The following is a 19,849-nucleotide window of genomic DNA, read 5'->3' as shown; positions in this document are numbered from 1 at the left end:
TTGGTTGACTCGTCGGTTGCTCAGTCGGTTGAACTGTTGGCTGAGCGGTCGGCTGACTCGTCGGTTGTTCTGTTGGTTGCTCAGTTGGCTGTTCAGTCGGTTGAGCGGTTGGTTGCTCACTTGGTTGACTCGTCGGTTGCTCAGTCGGTTGAACTGTTGGCTGAGCGGTCGGCTGACTCGTCGGTTGTTCTGTTGGTTGCTCAGTTGGCTGACTCGTCGGTTGTTCTGTTGGCTGGGCAGTCGGCTGACTTGTTGGCTGAGCGGTTGGTTGACTCGTTGGCTGTTCAGTCGGTTGAGCGGTTGGTTGTTCACTCGGCTGACTTGTCGGTTGTGCTGGAGTAGCCCGATATGTGACGGTAATTGTTCCTAAATTAGGATTATCCTTATCTGGATCAATTGTCCGGGCATTAACTGCCTTGATGTCAACTTCATCATAGCCAACTTCGCCAGGTGTCTTAGAAATAACTTCACCAAAAGTGGCATCTTTGGCTGTCCATGGATCAGTTTCAAGAATCGTTACCTTACCATCTTTATCGGTAGTTGAGAAAATGTTTCTAGTAAAGGTGGTAGTTTGCTTGTAAGTGTTCTTACCATCTGGAGACCCGTTAACACTTTCAAAGTGAACACCGCCATCTTTAGTTCCACGGTAGACAACAGTTCTAGTGAAGGTCTTTGTTTCCACTTTAACATCAACTTTTGGCAAGTCATGATCTTCGTCCGGACCACTTTCACCCTTGTTCTTTTCATAAACTAATACAAGATCTTCAGGATTATCTGAAGTTGGCTTCAAAGTGATCTCGTTAGCTGTACCACTAATCCAGTGCCAAGTACCAACCATATCATCAGAAGTTGCGTACTTGTCGCCCTTGTTTAAGGTAATGTACTGACGACGAACACCATCCATAGTTTGAGTTTCATGGTTCCATTCAATCTTGCCAGCTTTGGTAGTTGCAACTTGAACGTTCTTACCATTAGCATCCTTGATAGTTTCTGGAGTAGTGGTTTGACCAGTTACAACGTCATAAGCAATCGTACCGTTGAATTCAGTCTTTTGATCGGTTTGACCCATTAAAGTTTGACCGTCAGTTGTATTAGCCTTGTAGAAGATAGTCCGGTGGAATTCTTTATGTAAATCACTTGGGTCTACAATTGGATTGCCCTCTGGATTTTTTGGCACTTCATCAACTGGAGTGTTTGGCGTAATGGTCTTCACTGCGTGCTTCAAGTATACGTATTGATCTTGGACGCCATGGGTTAAAGTTTGCTTACCGAGTAAATCACCCTTGGCATTATCAGATAAACCAACTAAAACATAGCCAGCTTTTTCGTAATCTGCTGGACTCCATAACTTGCTGGTTGCATCTGGAGTATCGCCAACAAAGATACGTTTGCCTTCACCAACGTTTTGTACTAAACGATCAGTAAGTTCATGACCGTCAGTTGGAGCATAAGTAGTCTTATCTTCAACGCCATTAACATCAATGTAGTGAATGTTGTATTGAGCTTTTTGCTTGTAGACCAAGTAACCATCAGCAATCTTATTAGGAGTATCGCTCTTCCAAGTGTCGCTAGTTGGATCGCCATAAGATACTTCACCGTTCTTGTCACTTGAAACTAAGTACCATTCGCCTCCATCAGTTCCACGCTTTGCAGCTTCGGCAGCATCTAAGGTAATAGTTTCTGGAGTTGTAATGGCAGCAAAGTTCTTATTATCTGTTGTCAAGCCAGTACTCTTGTCAGCATTTACAGTCCAAGTAATTGCAGGAACCGGATCAGTATTAGCGGTATCTACAATCCAATCGCCATTTGCATCTTGTTTTGCATTTACGCGGTTGCCTGTTACAGCATCCGTATAGTAAGTACTGCTAGTTAAAGTTACATTTTGTGTAGTATCGTCTTGTAACTGCTTGCCATCCTTAGTATTAGCTACATAGTGAATGGTACGAGTAGCAGTCTTAGTATCAGTATGTGCGACAGCACGGTGAACCAACTTAACTACACGCTTTTTATGTTGCAAATTGCGGTTATTATCATAGACATCTTCAAGTTCATAAGTTAAATCATCTGGATCACTTGAAACTAACGCATAACCATTATCAGTGTAAGCTTTCAAGACATCAGCATAGTTTAAAGATTTACTTGACTTTAAAGTACCTGATGGATCAACGTTAATAGCATTGGTATCATAAGTGTTGTCCTGAGCTTGATAACTATAAGTTTCATACTTTTGGTTTTTATTATTTTTCTTATCCTTTGGGGTAGTGTGTGGCTTGCCAGGGATGTATTCACTGTTTAAATCTACCCGCAATTGTTTACTTGCAGTAAAGTTAGACAAGATAGATGCATTTGCGTCTCCGTTAGTTACATCTTCAAATGTGATATCTACCGGTTGATCGTGATAGTAGTAAATAGTAGTTGTAGCCGGGTTATCAACGTGTTCAATGCTATCTCCTGTTCCTTTATTAAAACTTCCGAGATTAGTGGAATAGGTATCTGGATCATTAATATCCTCACTACCCGTATCCGGCACATCGGGATCAAAAGTATGCCAATTATCTATCTGTTTTACTGGTTCGCCTTCAAATAAAACAGTACCACTTGGTTGCACCTTGGTGGCACTCCCATAATTGTTTAAATTGCCATCTTTATCGGTAATTAAGCCTAAAGCCAAATCAACATATCGGCCATAAATAGTATCATAGATTACTTTATTTTGATCTTTAGTTGTTTTTAAATCATCAGGCACAAGTCGTGTTTCAAAGCTATTAGTATCACTAATTTTTGTAGATGGGCCAGTTGTTGATGGTAAATTACTAAATTGAGGAACCCGTGAATTGTCAATCAAATGTGTAAGAGAAGTTTGAGTGCTATTATATTTCCCATCATTATAATACCCGTTCTTAGTGATCGAATCTGCAGCAGTAGCATTCTTATCATTTTGATTATAATAATACTTAAATTCAACAGTTCGCTTCAACTCGGTCCAGTGATAGACATTCACAACCGAAAGTTGGTGATTAACATAGATATTATAAGTCTTACCGTCTTCAATCGGATCATCTAGATTAATAACTTGTTCATCTTGATCGGCTAATTTATAACCGGCCAATGCAAAATTAGCCTTCTTATAATCAAACCATTTATTATAATCATCAACTAGTTTAACACTTTGATCTTTAGTATATGTCGCTGTTGTCTCATCTCGGAAATGATATCCGCCTAAATCACCATCCGTAAAATCCCCATAAATCACAGGTGAGACTCCAATTGCAGTAGGAAGACCATCTTTATCAGGAACAATTGCAGTACCTTGGTCTTTATAAGCTAATTGCTTTTGGGTATCCGCATCAATTTGCGCCTGAATTGCATCTTTAATTGATAAGCCATCTGTAAATTTTCCAGTGTAGGGGAATGCTACTCCATTACCTTTATTTACATCAGGTGTCTTTGGATCATTAGCTTTATAATCATAAATATTAAGAATTGCCGTAACTTGTTTGGTAGGTTCAGCAGCTTTAGATTCTTTAAGAGCAGAAGCCACTACTGGTTGTGCAGACTGAAGATTCAAAGTAGTAGTTTCTTTAGAATCTTGAGCACTCTTATTAGTAGTTGCAGTTACGTTATTAGATTGATCTTTTTGAACTTGATTACTTTCTTGAGTTGAAGCAATTTTATCTTCAGTAGAATCTTTTGAAGTTTGAGTATCATCTACATTGCTTTCAGAAGTCTTATTTGCTTCAAAATTCACATTATCTTGAGCAGTATGATTGCTTGTAGTTACTTGCTTGTCTTGATTATCTGCATCGCTTGCATTAATAGTCGCAATGCTATTGTCATTTACATTACTATCGGCGTGTGCTACGGTACCCCCGACCATAAATGTCGTTCCTAATAAGACCGACGCAACACCAACACTGAGTTTGCGTAAACCAAATCGTTGCCGTTGTCGTTCCATTTTGCGTACATATTCTTGTGCATTATTTTTAGACATTCAATATCCCCCCATATATTTGTACGTCATAACTTATAATTTATTTTTCGAAAACATTCTAGCACATATTTATCGAATCATAAACACAAAATTATCATTCTATTTATGGCGGAATCACTTTTAAATATACTTTTTCACTTGAGATTGCTATAAAGAAATCGATTTCTCACCCCAGCAAAAAAATACTAGTCAGCAAGTATTCGTCTACTTACTGACTAGTATTTTACTTAAAATTAGCAATTAGCTTATAGATTGGTTGGCCTTTCGCCGCAAATTTTTGCTCATATTCTGTCTCAATGTTATGTTCATTTTCTTCGCTGTGGTGCAGGTCTAACCAGACACCATCAAAGATCATCCCATAGTTATTCATGCTTTCCAAGGAGAATTCAAAGAGACCCATGTTATCAGTCTTCAATTCAATTGCCCCTTGATCTTGGAGGATCTGCTGATAGGTTGCTAAGAAGGTCTTGTAGGTCAACCGCCGTTTAGCATGGCGTTTCTTCGGCCATGGATCAGAGAAGTTAAGGTACATCTTTGCAACTTCCCCATCTTCAAAGTATTCTTGCAAGTCTTCCCCATCCCCACAAATTAATTGCAAGTTTGGCAAGTCTTCCTCGAGCGCTTTTTTAAGGGCGATTGCCGCAACGGTCCGCTGAATCTCCAGACCGATAAAGTTGATTTCTGGATGAGCCTTCGCCATGCCAATGATAAATTGCCCTTTTCCCATCCCCACTTCTAAGTGAAGGGGTTGTTCTTTGGCAAACCGTGATTGCCACTTACCCTTAAATTGAGTAGCATCATCAATCATTAGTTCGGGATGGGCAGCAATTAATGGATCAGCCCACTTTTTATGTTTAACACGCATAAATTAAAATCCTCATTTCATTAGTTTTTTGACTCTGACGTTGAAGTAGAAGCGACTTAATAAGACCACTTCCACTGCCGCAATAATAAGATTAATTACCATCTGGCCGACATTCAACTGCCAACCGATACTAGCAAGAGCGATCAGTAGTGCTTCAAGCGCCGTCACCTTGGCTAATAGCTGCTTGAAGTCTACCTGTTGCTGGCTAGCAGGGATCGGATAGATATGGGTAAAGACATTCGATTCATACTGGTCATAGAGTGGCATCAGCTGGGTCGCGATCAGGTAAATAAAGAGCACGACCACCACGGTACTCAGCCAACCTGCTGGCAGTAAGAAGACAATCAACATTCCTAGCAGGGTCAACCGACTGACAATCCCGCTCACTTCGGTACTCCGGACAAATGCGCGGGCGTATAAGTAAGACCATGGTTGACCATCCTTGCTTAACCAGCGGATCAGGCCATCTGCCCACTTTCGCCGTTTAGTATTTCCTTGAACACTTGGCACATCAGTAAAGAGGTTAAAGAAACGGTAGACACTGTACATCCGGTCTTGTTCCGCCTTGACGGCAATCCGCCAATTAACAGCGAGATCACGATAGTAGACAATTACTGCTAAGTACAAAAGCACCGCCACAACAAGACCGACATAGGGATTAACGAGCCACATTGCGATTGAAGCGAGCAGCGGGTTTACCCAGTATTCTAGCCGAGTTCGCCACTGTTGATTACCCCAGCGCAAACTCAATGATTTACGAGCTACATGCATCCAATCGGCCTTATTAACAATGGCAACTAAAAAGATCGTCACAATCTCGGCACTGCTGAGCTTTTCTGTCGTTAACGCAAACGGCAAGGCAATAAAGGCACCGACCACCGTCATTATCTCCGCTAAGATTAAGCTATACCAGGTTGCCTGGTTAAGGTAACGATGGATTCCTTCAACTTGCGGCAAGAGAAAAATCGGGTCTGGCTTTTTGATCAGCGTTGCAAGGCGACCAATTTGGGCGATGACAGTAAACCAGCCGATCAAGATCAACCGGGTCCACCATTCATGCGGTCCCAAGGTTGGCAGCCATTGAGAATACCCATACGCTAAGGCTCCGAACAGGAAAAACAAGGCGATGACAAAGTGGTCATTGAAGACTAGTCGCCAGTAACGCAAGAGAAGCATGAAGTGTTGACTACGACGCTTGCTAAATAACTTATTCATCACGATCACCCTTTGCAAGATGTAAGTAAATCTCATCTAAGGATTCACCAGCATGATCACCAGCGGCTCGTAATTCTTCTAAGGTTCCATGTGCCCGGACCTTTCCATCTGCCAATAAGACAAAGCGATCACAGTAACGTTGCGCTGTATCAAGGACGTGGGTCGACATTAAAACCGCGACCCCCTCCTTTTTCTTTTGCTCGATCAGGTCTAACAAATCATGAACAGCCAAGGGATCCAGCCCATAAAATGGTTCATCAATGATCAATAGCTTGGCCTTCGTCATAAAGGCGCAGCAGATCATTACCTTTTGCTTCATCCCTTTAGAAAAGTTAGCGGGGAACCAATCGAGTTTATTATCTAGCCGAAAAAGTTTTAGTAGCTTTGTCGCCCGTTGCCAAGCCTGGTCATGATCGAGTTCATAGGCCATGATTGTCAAATCAATGTGTTCACGAAGCGTTAATTCATCGTAAAGAATGGGCGTTTCGGGAACATAGGCGATCTGCTTTTTATACTCTTCTGGCTTGGTTTGGATAGTAAGACCGTTAATCTTAATTGATCCCGAAAATGGTCGCAATAAGCCGATAACGTGATTTAGCGTTGTTGACTTTCCGGCACCGTTTAGACCGATCAGACCAACTAGCTCGCCTGGTTGCACATCAAAACTGACATCCTTTAGTACAGGAATCTGTGAATATCCACCAACAAGTTTATTTATCTCTAAAGCCATTATTCATCCCTTCTTATTGATTGCTTAGTCATATCTTTTTATTATATCATAGGTTATTTCTTCTACTAAATCATGCAAGAGCACGAATTTTTCGGTATACTTAGAATAAGTTTAATCTTCAAAAGGAGCGATTAATATGGACGATAATTGTATTTTCTGCAAAATCATTAACGGTGAGATTCCTAGCTACACAGTCTATGAAGATGATGTCGTAAAGGCTTTCCTTGATATTTCACAAGGGACACCTGGTCACACCCTGGTCATCCCGAAGAAACATGTTCCCGATTTATTTGCCTACGATGCTGAGCTCGCTGCCCAAGTATTTGCTCGTATTCCAAAGATTGCGCGGGCAGTGAAGGCTTCTAACCCAGCCATTAAGGGAATGAACGTGGTTAACAACAATGGTGAGGTTGCTTACCAATCAGTCTTCCACTCCCACTTCCACTTGATTCCTCGGTACACTAGTGATGATGATTTTAAGATGATTTTTAAGGACAATTCTGGTAACTACAACGATGAAAAGTACAAAAAAATCCAACAATCAATCATCGATCAAATGAAAGAAGACTAGTTATGCAACGGCTAAAAGAAATTCAAGAAGAATTCAAACGGCTCAGCACCGAAGTTTCACAGTTGAAGAACAGCATCGATGAACTACAAGCTGCCATCCCAGGTGTGCAAAAGTTTATTAACGATGTTGAACGTGATGTTAAGAAGTGGAAGTTTAAGACTGAACCCCGGCTGAACCGTATTCAGATTATTCTGGATGTGCTCAAGATTGATTCAGATGAAAAGAAGAAGTAAAAAATAAGGAAGTGGAAAATAACCTTCTCGACAAGGCGGTTGGCTAAGCTAGAACGATGGTTAGCACGGCACGGGCTGATTATCGTTCGTACTTAGACTCGAGCCTTGTGGCGACGCGAAGCTAGTGCCACGTTATCTTACTATTATTCGGTAAATGAGTAGAGGATGAGAAAAAACTTTTGTTTTTTCTCATCCTCTTATTTTTATACCCTATTTTACTTGTTTGAGCTAGCACTACTGCTGTTATTGCTGGAGCTGCTTGCAGTTGCGTTTGAGTTAAGGTAATCATCAAGAATATTCTTAACATCGTTTTCCTTGATTGAAACGTTACCCTTCTTCAAGACATTTGAAACAACCTTCCGCATAAAGTTTTGGTTGTTCATGTTTTCTTGAACAATTTGGTTCTTCAAGTCATTGATGTGTTGACTCTTCTTACCCTTAGCTGGGTGTTCGATCATGTAAATTACTTGGTAACCGTCATCAGTCTTGACTGGAGTCGTAGTATATTCACCAGTCTTCAACTTAAAGGCAGCCTTCTTGTAAGCGGAGTCAAGTTGGTTGTCAGTATTATCAAAGGCTGGAAGCTTACCACCGTTGTTCTTAGTTTGACTATCAGTTGACTTGGACTTTGCAAGCTTCTTGAAAGTCTTGTACTTGTTGCTGGAGTCATTTAATTGGTTAATGATATCTTCAGCATCGGACTTACTACCAACAAGGATCGTCGCGGTTTGAACTTTAGGTTGGTACTTGGTCCATTGCTTATTGATCTGCTTAGTAGTGATGTGGGAGTAGTGACGAGCAGCGGCAGTCAAGAGTAAGTTTGACCGAATTTGTTGCTTCAATGACTTTTCAGTTAAGTTTTGACTTTGAAGGTAAGCATTAAAGTCTGAACCGTACTCACTCTTGTAGGTATTGTATTGCGCATTAACTTGCTTATCACTGACTTCTTTACCGTATTGCTTCTCCAAGACCTTATCTAAGATCATTTGTTGAAGCACTTGCTTACCAGCACTGGTTTGCTTCATGCTGCTGTAGTATTCACTCTCAGTGATTTTACCACCGCTAGTAGTAGCGACTGCTTTATTTCCACAGGCAGCAAGCGGCATCATCAATGCGGCTCCTGCAATGATAGCAATTAACTTTTTGGATTTCATGTAAGAAACACATCCTTAAACAAAATATTTTTTCGATAACTTCACTCATCCAATATACCACACTTATTTTTTCGTGCCAGTCTCCTAAATAAATGTTTATACCATCTTCATAATTTATTCACGTTTTAATGCTTGCAAGTCGAGAATTTTAACGTCAAGGTCCTTAATTCGGTCATCAGCTGTAAAATAGATAACTTGATTCTTCTCAGCAATTTTTTCTAGCAAGGCCAGCATTCGTTGTCGACGAACGTTATCAAAATTAACAAACCCATCATCAATAATCACCGGGAAATTAGCTTGGTCACTCATCACGGTGACAAAGCCAAGGCGGAGAGCAATATATAATTGTTCAGCCGTTCCCTGCGACAATTCTTCCACTAAAAAGACTTCTTGATCCTTTCGCACCACCTTGACCCCATCTGCCGTTAAGTCGATCTGGGAATAGCGGTGATCAGTAAGCAAGGCAAAATATTGCTCCGCCTGACGAATGATTGCAGGGTAACGATCAGATGAAGCTCCTGCAAGGGCCTTATTAACCCACTGAATCGCCAATTGGTACCTTAACCATTCTTGTACTTCACGCCAAATCTTAGCGGCTAGGTTGGCCCGTTCTTGTTCCAGATTGCTGAGGGTTCCATCTTTAACTAAGCTATCAATTTCAACTTTATCTTTTTGAATCTCCTCGTGGGTACGAGAGATTGTTCGGGTGAGCTGATCAAGCTGGTGTCGAGACTTCGATAAAGCCGTTATTAGCTCATCTCTACTTGCGTATGCGGCAAGGGCTTGGCGGTCTTCTGCGGTCAATTGTTGTCCATAGGCATCTGATGCTAAGGCTTGTGATTGTGCTGCAGAGCGATTTGCTAAGTACTGGGTAAACTGATTATCATCATGGACCCCAGCTTGCTGGTAAATCGCCATTTTTTGCTGGTGAATTTTATTGTAGTCTTGATTGATTCGGGCTAAATTGTTAGCAATCGTTGCTTTTTCCCGGGTATTCGCTTGAATATCCTGGCGAGCTTGTTGCCCTTGTTCCAGCAAATCATCTAATTTAGTCCTAACAACCGCCAGCGTTAGATTTTGCAAAGCTGGTGGCAGTTGTTGGTTAAAGGTAGCGAGTCGGTGTTCATATCTTTGCTGATCTTGTTTGGCAGTTTGGAGCTGGGCAACTAATTCGGCAGTTCGTTGTAAATCTCCCTGCATTAATAGCCATTGATCAGGCGGAAAATCCTGTAAGCCGTGTTTTTGACCAAACGCCATGATCGCTTGGGAATCTGTCGTTGCTGGAGCAGGAGCAGAATTTCCCTGGCGTTGATAATAAAGATACATAACTGTCGCAAAGGCCATAATTGCTCCGATAGCGGTAATAAAAGTCGCATTCGCTAACAACCCGACGATAAAAAGGACAAAGCCGCCGACAATTCCGATCATTGCGGCCCGAGAAGGATCTCCTGTTGACTGGCTAGCATTTGCCCGAGAAAGCGGTTGGACATTAAGAAGCCGAACAAGTTCTGTTTTTTCTTGGGGAGCTAGTGGCGTTGGCAAGGGCTGATGGTAGCGAGTTTTAATTGTAGTTAATTCCTGCTGCCACTGCTTAACTTGCGTTTGTTGACGGTGCTGCAAAGCCTCTTCTGCTTGTAATTCAACCGCTTGCTCCTTAAGACGTTGAATTTCCTGGATACTTTGTGGCGAATGCTTAGTTGCTTGTGGAGCCTGATGGTCAATAGTTGTCAACCGCTCTTGATAGGCTTGTTGTTGGCGATGAAGTTCTTTTTCTCTCACTTGTAGTTCTTGAGCCGTCGTAACTTGCTGATCAGTTAAATAATCAGCAAGCGACCGAGTTTGGTGGCTACTTTGCCATTCGTGGTAAACCGGCCACAACTGCTGTAAATGCTCCAGTTTTTGCAAAAGCGGCTGGTGGTTCGTCAGGTCTGCCTGTGCTTGACGCAATTTTTCTTCATTTGTTCGCAAATTCGTCTGCAGCTCCTGATAACGGTGAAATTTACCACGCGCTTGATCAATTTTATCCGTCAAATCCGCGTATTGATGAAGGTCTTGATTAAGCGGCCATTTCCGTCCGCGGGGTTTATAGAGATGGTCAGCGTGTTTCTGGTACTGACTGATCAACTGGTCCCACTGTGCACTACCAACTGCCCCTAGTTGCTGCAGATGTTGCTGCCACTCATCCCGATTAAGTTCATCCACAGCCGTTAAGTCTCGTTGACCAAAACTAAAAAGGGCTTGATAGAGTGACCGATCCATCGGGCCAAGCAGTTGCTTTAATTCTTGCTCACCACCTTGCCGTCCTTGTGAATCAGTCACACTAACCTTACCGCCATTTCGCCCGCGTTGCCGTTTAATCAAGTAATCATGACCATTAATCTCAACTAATAAACTTCCCCCATAACTAGAAGTAGTTTTCGGAATATACTGGGCAAACCGGTTTTTTCCCCGCCCATCCACAAAGCCAAATAAAATACTAACAAGGAAGGCCATCAGAGTTGTCTTCCCGGCTTCATTAGGGCCATAAATTATTTGGGGATCAGCTGTGAAGTCAAAATCTTGATCATGCCATTTGCCAAAGCCATCGATATGAACTTTCTTTATTTCCATATGCTAATCCTCCCGCCGCAATAATTGAGTTGTTGCTTGCTTCAGTTGTTGAAGATCAAGGCTTGTCAACTTAGCTGCTAAATCAGCATCCCGTGCTAAGCTTTTCGTTAATTCTGCAATATTAGCAAGCGTAAATACTTCTTGGGCAGCTTGTTGCCAATACTGTTCATCTAGATCAGTCATTGATGGCAATGCGTTTTGCTGGTGGAGCAAGAGGTTATAGACCCACCATTTACCATTATCGGCATTTTGGTCTTGGAGGTGTTCAAGGACATCCCCATTTGCAAGCAGGTGTCGAATCGTTGGTGAAAGTTGCTCAACGTTAGCAATCGTAAGCTTTACCAGTTGGAATGGTACTTTTTTAAGTTTGTTATCAATTGCTTGCGACAGGGATTGCTCCACTTCAGCAAGACTACTAGTTGATAAAGCATTGACGGTTAGACTTGTCCATTCAATTTCCGCAACTGGTTTAAATTGCGGCACAAGTTTATTGCCCTGACTTTCCACTAAATAGTAGCCATGCTGTCCGGCCTCATTTTTATGTCGTCCCTGTGGATTACCACTGTAAATAATTGGTGGCTTCTCATTCAAAGTTTGGTGCTTGTGAATATGGCCAAGTGCCCAATAATCATAATTTTTAGCGATTAATTCATCGATCGTAAACGGAGCATAATGGTTATCTTGACTTTGCCGGACTGCTCCGTGAAGCATCCCAATGTGCCAGGTTTCATTTCGTTTTGGTGGATATTTCTTCACTTGATCTTCTTTAATCCATCGTTGATCATAACTAAAGCCTGAGACAGCAACAGTGTTATGATTTGCCAAAGTAAGGGTGGTAGTCGTTACCCGATTGCTAAAAACATGAACATTTGCTGGAAGCTCTCCCGTATCTTGGACAATTTGATAATCATGGTTACCATAAAGTAGATAAACTGGGATGTGGGCTTGATTAAGTCGTTCACATTGCTTAATGAAAAAATCAGTAGCGGCAATACTTTGCTGATCACGGTCATAAATATCCCCGCTAATTAAAATAAAATCGACTTTTAAGTCAATCGCATCATCAACAATCTTTTGAAAAGCAGCAAACGTCGATGAGTGGACGCGTTCCCGTAATGACTTGGGCATCGACGTCAATCCTAAAAAGGGACTATCAAGGTGTAAATCGGCTGTATGAATAAATCTCATAATTTTCCTCTTAATAATAAAGGAGCTGAGAAAAATTTTGCTTTCTCCCAGCCCCTTACTTGGATCGTAATAAATTAATTATTCTTGTCCTGGCATCTTTGGCATTACTTCACTGTAAAGCTCTTGAATTGGACTTGTAATTGTCTTATTCAATTGTTGAAGCATACTATCAATTTGCCGTTCTTGGTTCATCAAGTCTTGAACAACCTTCTTGCCGCTTACTTCCTTGGCAAGGTTTTGGATGTTTTTAATTTCATCATCAGTTGGTTGTTGACCAGTCATTTGTTTATGTTGAGCATCCGCTTGTGCTTGTTGGAACTTCTTGAAGGTGTCAAAAGTATCACTGTCAGCCTTTAATGCTTCAAAAGCCTTTTGTAATCCTTGATATTCTTGAGTTTCGCGCAATTGGCGACTAAGTTCATTTGCAGTATCATAAATATTTACAACCATGTAAAAGTCTCCTTTATCTCGTTCTTAGATTAATTGTATCATATTATCCTAGAAAAGCGATCGAACATTACTCCACCATTGACTCGCCTTATTACCAAAGTTATTTACTGATTGGTTAAAGTTATTTACAAAGTCACCCCCATCTTTGAGGAATGATCCCCAACCTTTAGAGGAACCCTTTGTCTTTTCATTTGCCCGTGTTTGAGCATCTTTAACCGTGAATTTGGTTCCAGCAGTATTTGGCAAAATCGCACTCATTTCATTCTTATAAAGGTAGTTAATGCTCCGTTCAGAAATATCGTTTAAGGTATGGTTTTGATTTGTATCATCATAACCTTCCCACGTTGCAACCACTACATCTGGCGTATAACCCACGATCCACTTATCACGATCATTGGAATCATCGCCTTTTACTCCTGAGTTTGTGGTCCCAGTTTTACCAGCAAGCGTATATCCACTTGGTTTAGCCGTTTCACCAGTTCCATGATCAAATACGCCGATCAGCATACTAGTCATTTCTTTGGCTGTCTTACCAGAAATGATCCGCTTATTCTTGCTACCATCATTTTTGGCAATCACCTTTCCAGAGGCATCTTCAATCTTGGTAATGTAGTGCGGGGATGGCATTAACCCATCATTGGCAAAGACTGCATAAGCACGAGCCATTTGTTGCGGTGATACTCCACGGGTCATTCCACCGAGGGCTAACGCAAGGTTCTTATCACCCTTTTCAACTGGCAAGCCAAACTTCTTTGCCATGTCATAACCACGATTGACACCAATTTTATTTAATAACCAGACTGCCGGAGCATTAAGACTCTCATAAAGAGCCTTATACATCGGCACCGTCCCGCTATAAGTATCATCGTAATTCTTTGGTGTGTAATTATTAGTTCCATACGATTGTTTCTTATCTTGAAGCGTTGAGTCATAGAAATACCCATGCTCTAGGGCCGGCGTGTATACTACAATTGGCTTAATTGTCGACCCGGGCTGACGACGCATCTGAGTAGAGCGGTTAAATCCCCGGAAGACATGTTTCCCACGTCCACCAACGACCGCGGTAATTCCCCCATTTTTCGGATTCATCGCAATCGAGGCTGATTGAACCATTGTGCCATCGGCTGAGTTCTGCGGGAAGTTATCGTCATCATCATAAGTTTGCTGCATTGACCGCTGTTGATCTTGATCAAGAGTAGTATAAATCCGATAACCATTATTCATAATATCTTTTTCCGAAATATGATAACGGCTTTCTGCTTCGGCAATAACTGCATCAAAGAAGTACGGGTACTTATAACTATCATTGGGCACGTAGCCGTTGGTGATATTCAACGGTGTCTGCTTATACTGATCTGCTGCACTTTGACTCAACTTATGATTTTCAACCATCAGCTGAAGAACCATATTCCGTCGTTGCTTCGTCGCTGTTGGATGTTCGACTGGGTCGTATATCCCTGGTGAGGTCAGCATTCCAGCCAGGGTAGCTGCTTGGGGTACCGTTAACTGACTGGCATTTTCATTGAAGTAACGCTTTGCCGCATCTTGAACTCCCCATACCCCATGACCAAAGTAGGCATTATTGAGATACATTGTTAAAATCTCATTTTTGCTGTATTGGTTTTCTACCTCAACCGCAATAAAAATTTCCCGGGCCTTTCGGGAGAAGGTCTGTTGTTGCGTCAAAAAGGCATTCTTAACCAGTTGTTGTGTTAAAGTACTACCGCCACCAGAGATATAATCACGGTGAAGAAGTTTATTTTTCACTAGTAAGAAGCCAGCCCGACCTAACCCTTTAACTGAAAAGCCGTGTTCATGATAGAAGTTCCGGTCTTCAGTCGAGAGGACCGCATTAGGAACATTTGAAGAAATATCTTTCAATTCCACATAAGTTCCTTTTTGAGCATATAGACTCCCGGCCGATTGATTGCTACGATCATAAATCATTGTTGGCCGTTGCAACCGATTCTTAAGATTTTTAACATCTGCAGTTTTAGCAACAAACGTCAAATGGATACTGGTAATTAAGAAAATTCCTAGAAAAATAACAATGATCCATCGCGTTAATTGATAACGATGCCAGAACTTTTTCAGCATCGCAACAAAGAGCTGCCAATAGTGTTTAAACCAAACTCGGAATGACGCCCAAGTCTTTTTTAACCACTTCATGATTCGCTCTTTCAAATCTGAATTAGATTGTGGTTCACGATTCATTAACAAATCTCCATTTTCATTTCAAAAAGCTGACAATTATTTTATCACATTTTGGTAAATGGTAAGCTATTTTCTCCGCCAGCTTTACCAGAAATTAAAAATGAAGAGGTAGTGAGTGGGAATTAACCGTCTCGACAAGGCGGTGGGCTAAGGATAGAACGGTGATTAGCACGGCACGGGCTGATTATCGTTCGGACTTAGCCTCGAGCCTTGTGGTTAATTTCCACGATATCTTAAATAAATTTCGTATAAATAAAGAGGCTGTTGAAAAAACGAAGTTTTTTCTCAGCCTCTCCCTCTTCTATTTTCACAAATAATACAAGATAAAATGGAACTAGCTTCGCGTCACCACAAGGCTGTTCTCCACTCGCTTTTTATTTACATCTCATCTGGTGCCTTGATATCAAGTAAGTCAAGGGCAGATTTGAGCACATCACTAACTGCTTGAGTAAGAGCTAACCGTGCTGGTTGAGCTTCATCCTTATCAAGGATCCGAGTGTGAGCGTAGTATTGGTTAAATTTCTTAGCCAATTCAAGGGCATACTTAGCAATTACTGATGGATCGTAGTTTAAGGCGGCCCGCTTGATTGCTTCGCTGTATTGGCCAAGGAAGCTGATTAATTCCCAAGCTTCAGCACCGGCCCTTGTCAAGTCAACATTGCTAAAGTCCCGGATGCCACCCTTACGTAAGATACTCTCAGCACGAGCACGAGCATATTGAACATAAGGGCCAGTTTCCCCTTCAAACTTAACAACATCTTCAAGCTTGAAGTTAACGGCATTCCGACGGTAGTTCTTTAAATCATGGAAAATAACGGCACCAACACCGACTTCTTTAGCAACTTCATCAGCATTTTCAAGGTCAGGGTTCTTTTCGGCAATTTGCTTCCGCGCTAAATCAATCGAATCATTCAGTACGTCTTCAAGGGAAACAACATTACCCTTCCGCGTAGACATCTTCTTACCGTTTAAGTTCATTAAACCAAAGGAGATGTGTTCAATTTGATCCCACCAGTTGAAGTCCATTTCCTTTAAGGCCGCACGTAATTGCTTAAAGTAAGTTTCTTGTTCAGCACCAACAACGTAAAGGGACTTAGCATGACCATACATCCGCTTCCGGAAAAGTGCAGTTGCCAAGTCACGAGTGATGTACGTTGTCGTTCCATTACTCTTGATGATTAGTAATGGTGGTAAGTTATATTCATCAAGATCAACAATTTCTGCACCACGACTAGGCTTCAATAAGTTCTTGTCCCGTAACAATTGGATAGGTTCTTCCATCTTTTGAGCAGAGAAAGCTTCCCCATTAAATGAGTCGAAGTTAACATCTAGCATCTTGTAAACACGTTGGAACCGTTCAAGAGAAACTTCACGGAACCAGTGCCAAAGCCGCCATGCTTCTTCGTCACCATGTTCAAGCTTAGCAAACCAGTTACGACCTGCTTCAGTGTATTCTGGATGTTCGTCAGCTTCATTATTGATCCGCACATAGTACTTAAGCAAAGTATTAATTGGATCTTTCTTAACTTCTGCTTCGTCTCCCCACATCTCATAAGCAGCCATTAACTTACCAAATTGAGTACCCCAATCCCCAAGGTAATCAATCCGAATTAAGTTGTAGTTAACTTTTTCAAGAATCCGGGCAACAGCTTCACCAATCATAGTTGAACGAAGGTGACCCATTCCCATAGGCTTAGCAATGTTTGGTGAGGAATAATCAATCGTAACATTAGCTTCGTGACCAAGGTCAACCTCCCCATAATGTTCAGGATCTGCTAAGATAGTTTGCAAAATCTTAGCACCAACTTGGGCTTTATCGAGGAAGAAGTTGATATATGGACCAGCAACTACTACCTTTTCAAAACCGTCTTGGTCAACCTTTTCAACTAATTCACTTGCAATCATTTGCGGTGCTTTATGTAAGGTCTTAGCTAAAAAGAATGTTGGGAAGGCATAATCCCCATTACTAGAATCTTTTGGCCGTTCAATCTTAGCTTCAATTTCCTTAACATCCATCTCTGGCAATGCTTGTGCCAATGCAGCTGCAACTTGTTGCTTATCGCTCATATATATTCCTCCTTATACTTATAAAAAACGCCCCTAATAAGCATTATGCTTACTAGAGACGAGATTTACCCGCGGTACCACTCTAATTGAATTAGAATTCCACTCATTCATTGATTTAATTGAAATATCTGAGGCACGCCTTCACAAATTAAAAAGCCCCTAACTCTCATCAACAAAGGGTCGCTGTAGATTTTAAAATGCTACTACTCCTCAAATCCTATTTTCATACTCAATCATTATAACAAATTTCGATTTAAAAACAAGAACCAATCTATGAGGAGTGGGTTATTGCTTTTCTCTTACTTATTATATGTTACAATTATTATCATTAAATAATAATGAAAGGTTGATGAGTTATTTATGACAAACCCTACAATTCAAGCTGTCACAATTGCAGGTCATGATTCAGACGGGAGTGCTGGAATGCCCGCTGACCTTCATGCCTTTTTTGCAGATGGAGTATACGGTCACGGTATTTTAACCGCCGCTGTTTCCGGCAATTCTTACGGGATCACCTCTTCTCAAGTAATGCCTCAAGAATTTATTGCCGAACAGTTTAAGGTATTAAGTGAAGATTTTGACATCAAAGCCGCCAAAACTGGAATGCTTGCTAATGACGATGTAATTAATGTCGTTGCTGATAACTATTCGCCTGAACATTTTGGCCCGTTAGTTGTTGACCCTGTGATTATTACTAAGCACGGTGCAATGTTGCTTGAACAATCTGCCTATGAACTGTTTCGTGAACGAATTATTCCCCTTGCAACTGTCATTACCCCCAATTTCTATGAAGCACAAAAATTAACAGGGATTGAAATGACCACAGATGAAGAACGGGTTAAAGCAGCTCATCATCTTCAAGCCTTAGGGGCAAAAAACGTGGTGATTAAGGGCGCACATAATGATGATAGCCAAACAACTGTTGATGACTTTGTTCTTCTTGAAGACGGCGATAGCTTCTGGCTCAAAAAACCTTTTGTTAAGACTGATCGGTTGAATGGAACCGGCGATAGCTTCTCCGCAATCATTGCTGCCGAGCTTGCGAAGGGAAATAATGTTAAAATAGCAGTAACAAAGGCTAAAGATGCCGTTTACGCAGCAATCGCAAATCCATTAACGGTTGGTCATAAATTTGGTCCAATCAATCATTGGGATGCGCAAAAGGAGCTGCATTAGGAGGAATTTTTGATGCTTGATACGTATAGGCATAAAGTTGTATTAATAGGTGACGGTGCTGTCGGTTCATCATTTGCCTTTTCATTATTGCAGTCAACAAATGAAGTTGATGAATTGGTACTGGTAGATCGAACAAGGTCAAAAGCAGTTGGGGATGCGGCTGATCTTGCTGATATTACACCCCTGACAAACCCAGTAAAGATTTATGCGGGAACTTATGAAGATACCGCTGATGCTGACGTGGTTGTTATTACAGCTGGGATTCCCCGTAAATCTGGTGAAACACGTTTAGACCTAGTTAATAAAAACACTACGATTCTTAAGTCAATTATTGAACCAATTGTCAAAAGTGGGTTCACTGGCGTTTTCGTCATCTCAAGCAATCCCGTTGATATCCTTACAACAATTGCGCAACGAATCAGCGGTTTTCCTAAAGAACGCGTTATTGGAACCGGAACTTCTCTTGATTCAATGCGGCTACGGGTCCTCTTGAGTAAGAAATTACACCTATCAGTCAATGTCATTGATGCCCTAATGCTTGGTGAACATGGTGATACTTCTTTTGCGGCTTTTAATGAAATTACAGTTGGCGGAAAAGCCCTCAACACAATTACTGCCCTTTCAAATACTGATAAAAGCGAAATTGAAAAAGCAGTTCACGAAGCTGGCAGTCAAATAATTGCCAATAAAGGAGCTACTTTCTACGGAATCGCTAAATGCCTATCATATATTACACGGGCAATCATCGAAAACCGGAACCTTGTCCTGCCCATTTCGGCTCCACTTGATGGACAGTACGGAATTAATGATCTGTACTTAGGAACTCCTGCAATCATTAATAGTCAAGGAATCAGTCAGGTCGTTGAATATCCGTTAACGTCAGATGAAGTTAAAAAGATGCAACAGTCTGCTGAAGCAATGCATCAAGTTTTAGCGAAGATTGAAATCATAACCACCCGTCAAACGGGTGGTTTGCACATCGGCTATAAGCCGATAATAAAAGCCGGCGTCTCAAGGCGCTGGCTTTCGCTTTGCTCAAGCCAAAATGCTCTGACTACTTTGCCACCGCTTTAAGCGGTGTTTGTACTACTTCACTTACCCTTAAAAGGGTCCGAATATTCCACACTTGTTAGCTTATCCATTGCTATATCATGTTTCTCTTGATCTCGGATATACTTCTTTATCGTGGATTCATTCAATCCAACTGTACTTACGTAGTAGCCTTCAGCCCAAAAATGTCGGTTCCCATATTTGTATTTTAAGTTTGCATGTCGATCAAACATCATTAATGCACTTTTCCCTTTTAAGTATCCCATAAACTGCGATACACTTAGCTTCGGCGGAATACTTACTAACAAGTGCACATGATCTGGCATCATATGACC

Annotated in this window: 14 protein-coding genes and 1 pseudogene; 4 read left to right on the top strand and 11 right to left on the bottom strand. The window is 41.4% G+C overall.

Annotated elements, in window-relative coordinates:
* The 4 genes from LMB57_RS09815 to LMB57_RS06620 all read right to left on the bottom strand — a co-directional run.
* A partial coding sequence (locus LMB57_RS09815) for a YSIRK-type signal peptide-containing protein (RefSeq protein WP_267493883.1) occupies window positions 1-3,991 on the bottom strand: 3,991 nt, incomplete at its 3' end.
* Window positions 3,992-4,214: 223 nt separating this feature from the next.
* Window positions 4,215-4,856: a tRNA (guanosine(46)-N7)-methyltransferase TrmB gene (gene trmB, locus LMB57_RS06630; protein WP_229271714.1), complete on the bottom strand. Its 642-nt coding sequence runs from the start codon at window positions 4,854-4,856 to the stop codon at window positions 4,215-4,217.
* Window positions 4,857-4,868: 12 nt separating this feature from the next.
* Window positions 4,869-6,071, bottom strand: a complete 1,203-nt coding sequence (locus LMB57_RS06625) for an ABC transporter permease (protein ID WP_267493882.1) — start codon at window positions 6,069-6,071, stop codon at window positions 4,869-4,871.
* Entirely contained in the window at window positions 6,064-6,801 is a 738-nt protein-coding gene (locus LMB57_RS06620) for an ABC transporter ATP-binding protein (protein ID WP_229278142.1), read from the bottom strand. Before LMB57_RS06620 ends, LMB57_RS06625 begins: the two co-directional genes overlap by 8 nt.
* A 136-nt stretch (window positions 6,802-6,937) precedes the next feature.
* On the opposite strand from LMB57_RS06620, the gene LMB57_RS06615 reads away from it, so the two are divergent.
* Together LMB57_RS06615 and LMB57_RS06610 are read left to right on the top strand one after the other, a co-directional pair.
* Window positions 6,938-7,372, top strand: a complete 435-nt coding sequence (locus LMB57_RS06615; protein WP_229278141.1) for an HIT family protein — start codon at window positions 6,938-6,940, stop codon at window positions 7,370-7,372.
* A 2-nt stretch (window positions 7,373-7,374) separates the two neighbouring features.
* Window positions 7,375-7,605, top strand: coding sequence for a hypothetical protein (locus LMB57_RS06610; RefSeq protein WP_229278140.1), 231 nt, complete (start codon window positions 7,375-7,377; stop codon window positions 7,603-7,605).
* Window positions 7,606-7,820: 215 nt separating this feature from the next.
* On the opposite strand, the gene LMB57_RS06605 is transcribed toward LMB57_RS06610, so the two are convergent.
* From LMB57_RS06605 to argS, 6 genes are all read right to left on the bottom strand, one after another.
* Window positions 7,821-8,759: a peptidylprolyl isomerase gene (locus LMB57_RS06605; RefSeq protein WP_229271709.1), complete on the bottom strand. Its 939-nt coding sequence runs from the start codon at window positions 8,757-8,759 to the stop codon at window positions 7,821-7,823.
* A gap of 114 nt (window positions 8,760-8,873) precedes the next feature.
* Window positions 8,874-11,369, bottom strand: a complete 2,496-nt coding sequence (locus LMB57_RS06600) for an ATP-binding protein (protein WP_229271708.1) — start codon at window positions 11,367-11,369, stop codon at window positions 8,874-8,876.
* A 3-nt stretch (window positions 11,370-11,372) separates the two neighbouring features.
* Window positions 11,373-12,557 (bottom strand): metallophosphoesterase family protein, encoded by a 1,185-nt coding sequence (locus tag LMB57_RS06595; RefSeq protein WP_229271707.1) that lies wholly within the window; start codon window positions 12,555-12,557, stop codon window positions 11,373-11,375.
* 78 nt (window positions 12,558-12,635) lie between these two features.
* Window positions 12,636-13,007 carry a YlbF family regulator gene (locus tag LMB57_RS06590; protein WP_229271706.1) on the bottom strand — a complete coding sequence of 124 codons (372 nt, stop codon included), beginning with the start codon at window positions 13,005-13,007 and terminating at the stop codon, window positions 12,636-12,638.
* A 48-nt stretch (window positions 13,008-13,055) separates the two neighbouring features.
* Entirely contained in the window at window positions 13,056-15,221 is a 2,166-nt protein-coding gene (locus tag LMB57_RS06585; RefSeq protein ID WP_229271705.1) for a PBP1A family penicillin-binding protein, read from the bottom strand.
* A 378-nt stretch (window positions 15,222-15,599) separates the two neighbouring features.
* Window positions 15,600-17,288 carry an arginine--tRNA ligase gene (gene argS, locus LMB57_RS06580; RefSeq protein WP_229271704.1) on the bottom strand — a complete coding sequence of 563 codons (1,689 nt, stop codon included), beginning with the start codon at window positions 17,286-17,288 and terminating at the stop codon, window positions 15,600-15,602.
* Window positions 17,289-17,648: 360 nt separating this feature from the next.
* Between argS and thiD the strand changes: the two genes are divergently transcribed.
* A complete protein-coding gene (thiD, locus tag LMB57_RS06575) occupies window positions 17,649-18,464 on the top strand; it encodes a bifunctional hydroxymethylpyrimidine kinase/phosphomethylpyrimidine kinase (RefSeq protein WP_229271703.1) in 816 nt (271 codons plus the stop codon).
* Between the two features lie 12 nt (window positions 18,465-18,476).
* Window positions 18,477-19,412: pseudogene (locus LMB57_RS06570) on the top strand (L-lactate dehydrogenase); the annotation flags it as partial.
* Between the two features lie 143 nt (window positions 19,413-19,555).
* Here the strand turns inward: LMB57_RS06570 and tnpA are convergent.
* Window positions 19,556-19,849: IS200/IS605 family transposase (tnpA, locus tag LMB57_RS06565; RefSeq protein ID WP_229278044.1), on the bottom strand; the 294-nt coding region annotated here is incomplete at its 5' end.

Source organism: Limosilactobacillus secundus (assembly GCF_020784695.1).
In the GTDB taxonomy this organism is placed as follows: Bacteria; Bacillota; Bacilli; order Lactobacillales; family Lactobacillaceae; genus Limosilactobacillus; species Limosilactobacillus reuteri_F.
The sequence above is the reverse complement of the archived record's forward strand: the minus strand, read 5'-3'. Positions and strand labels throughout refer to the sequence as shown.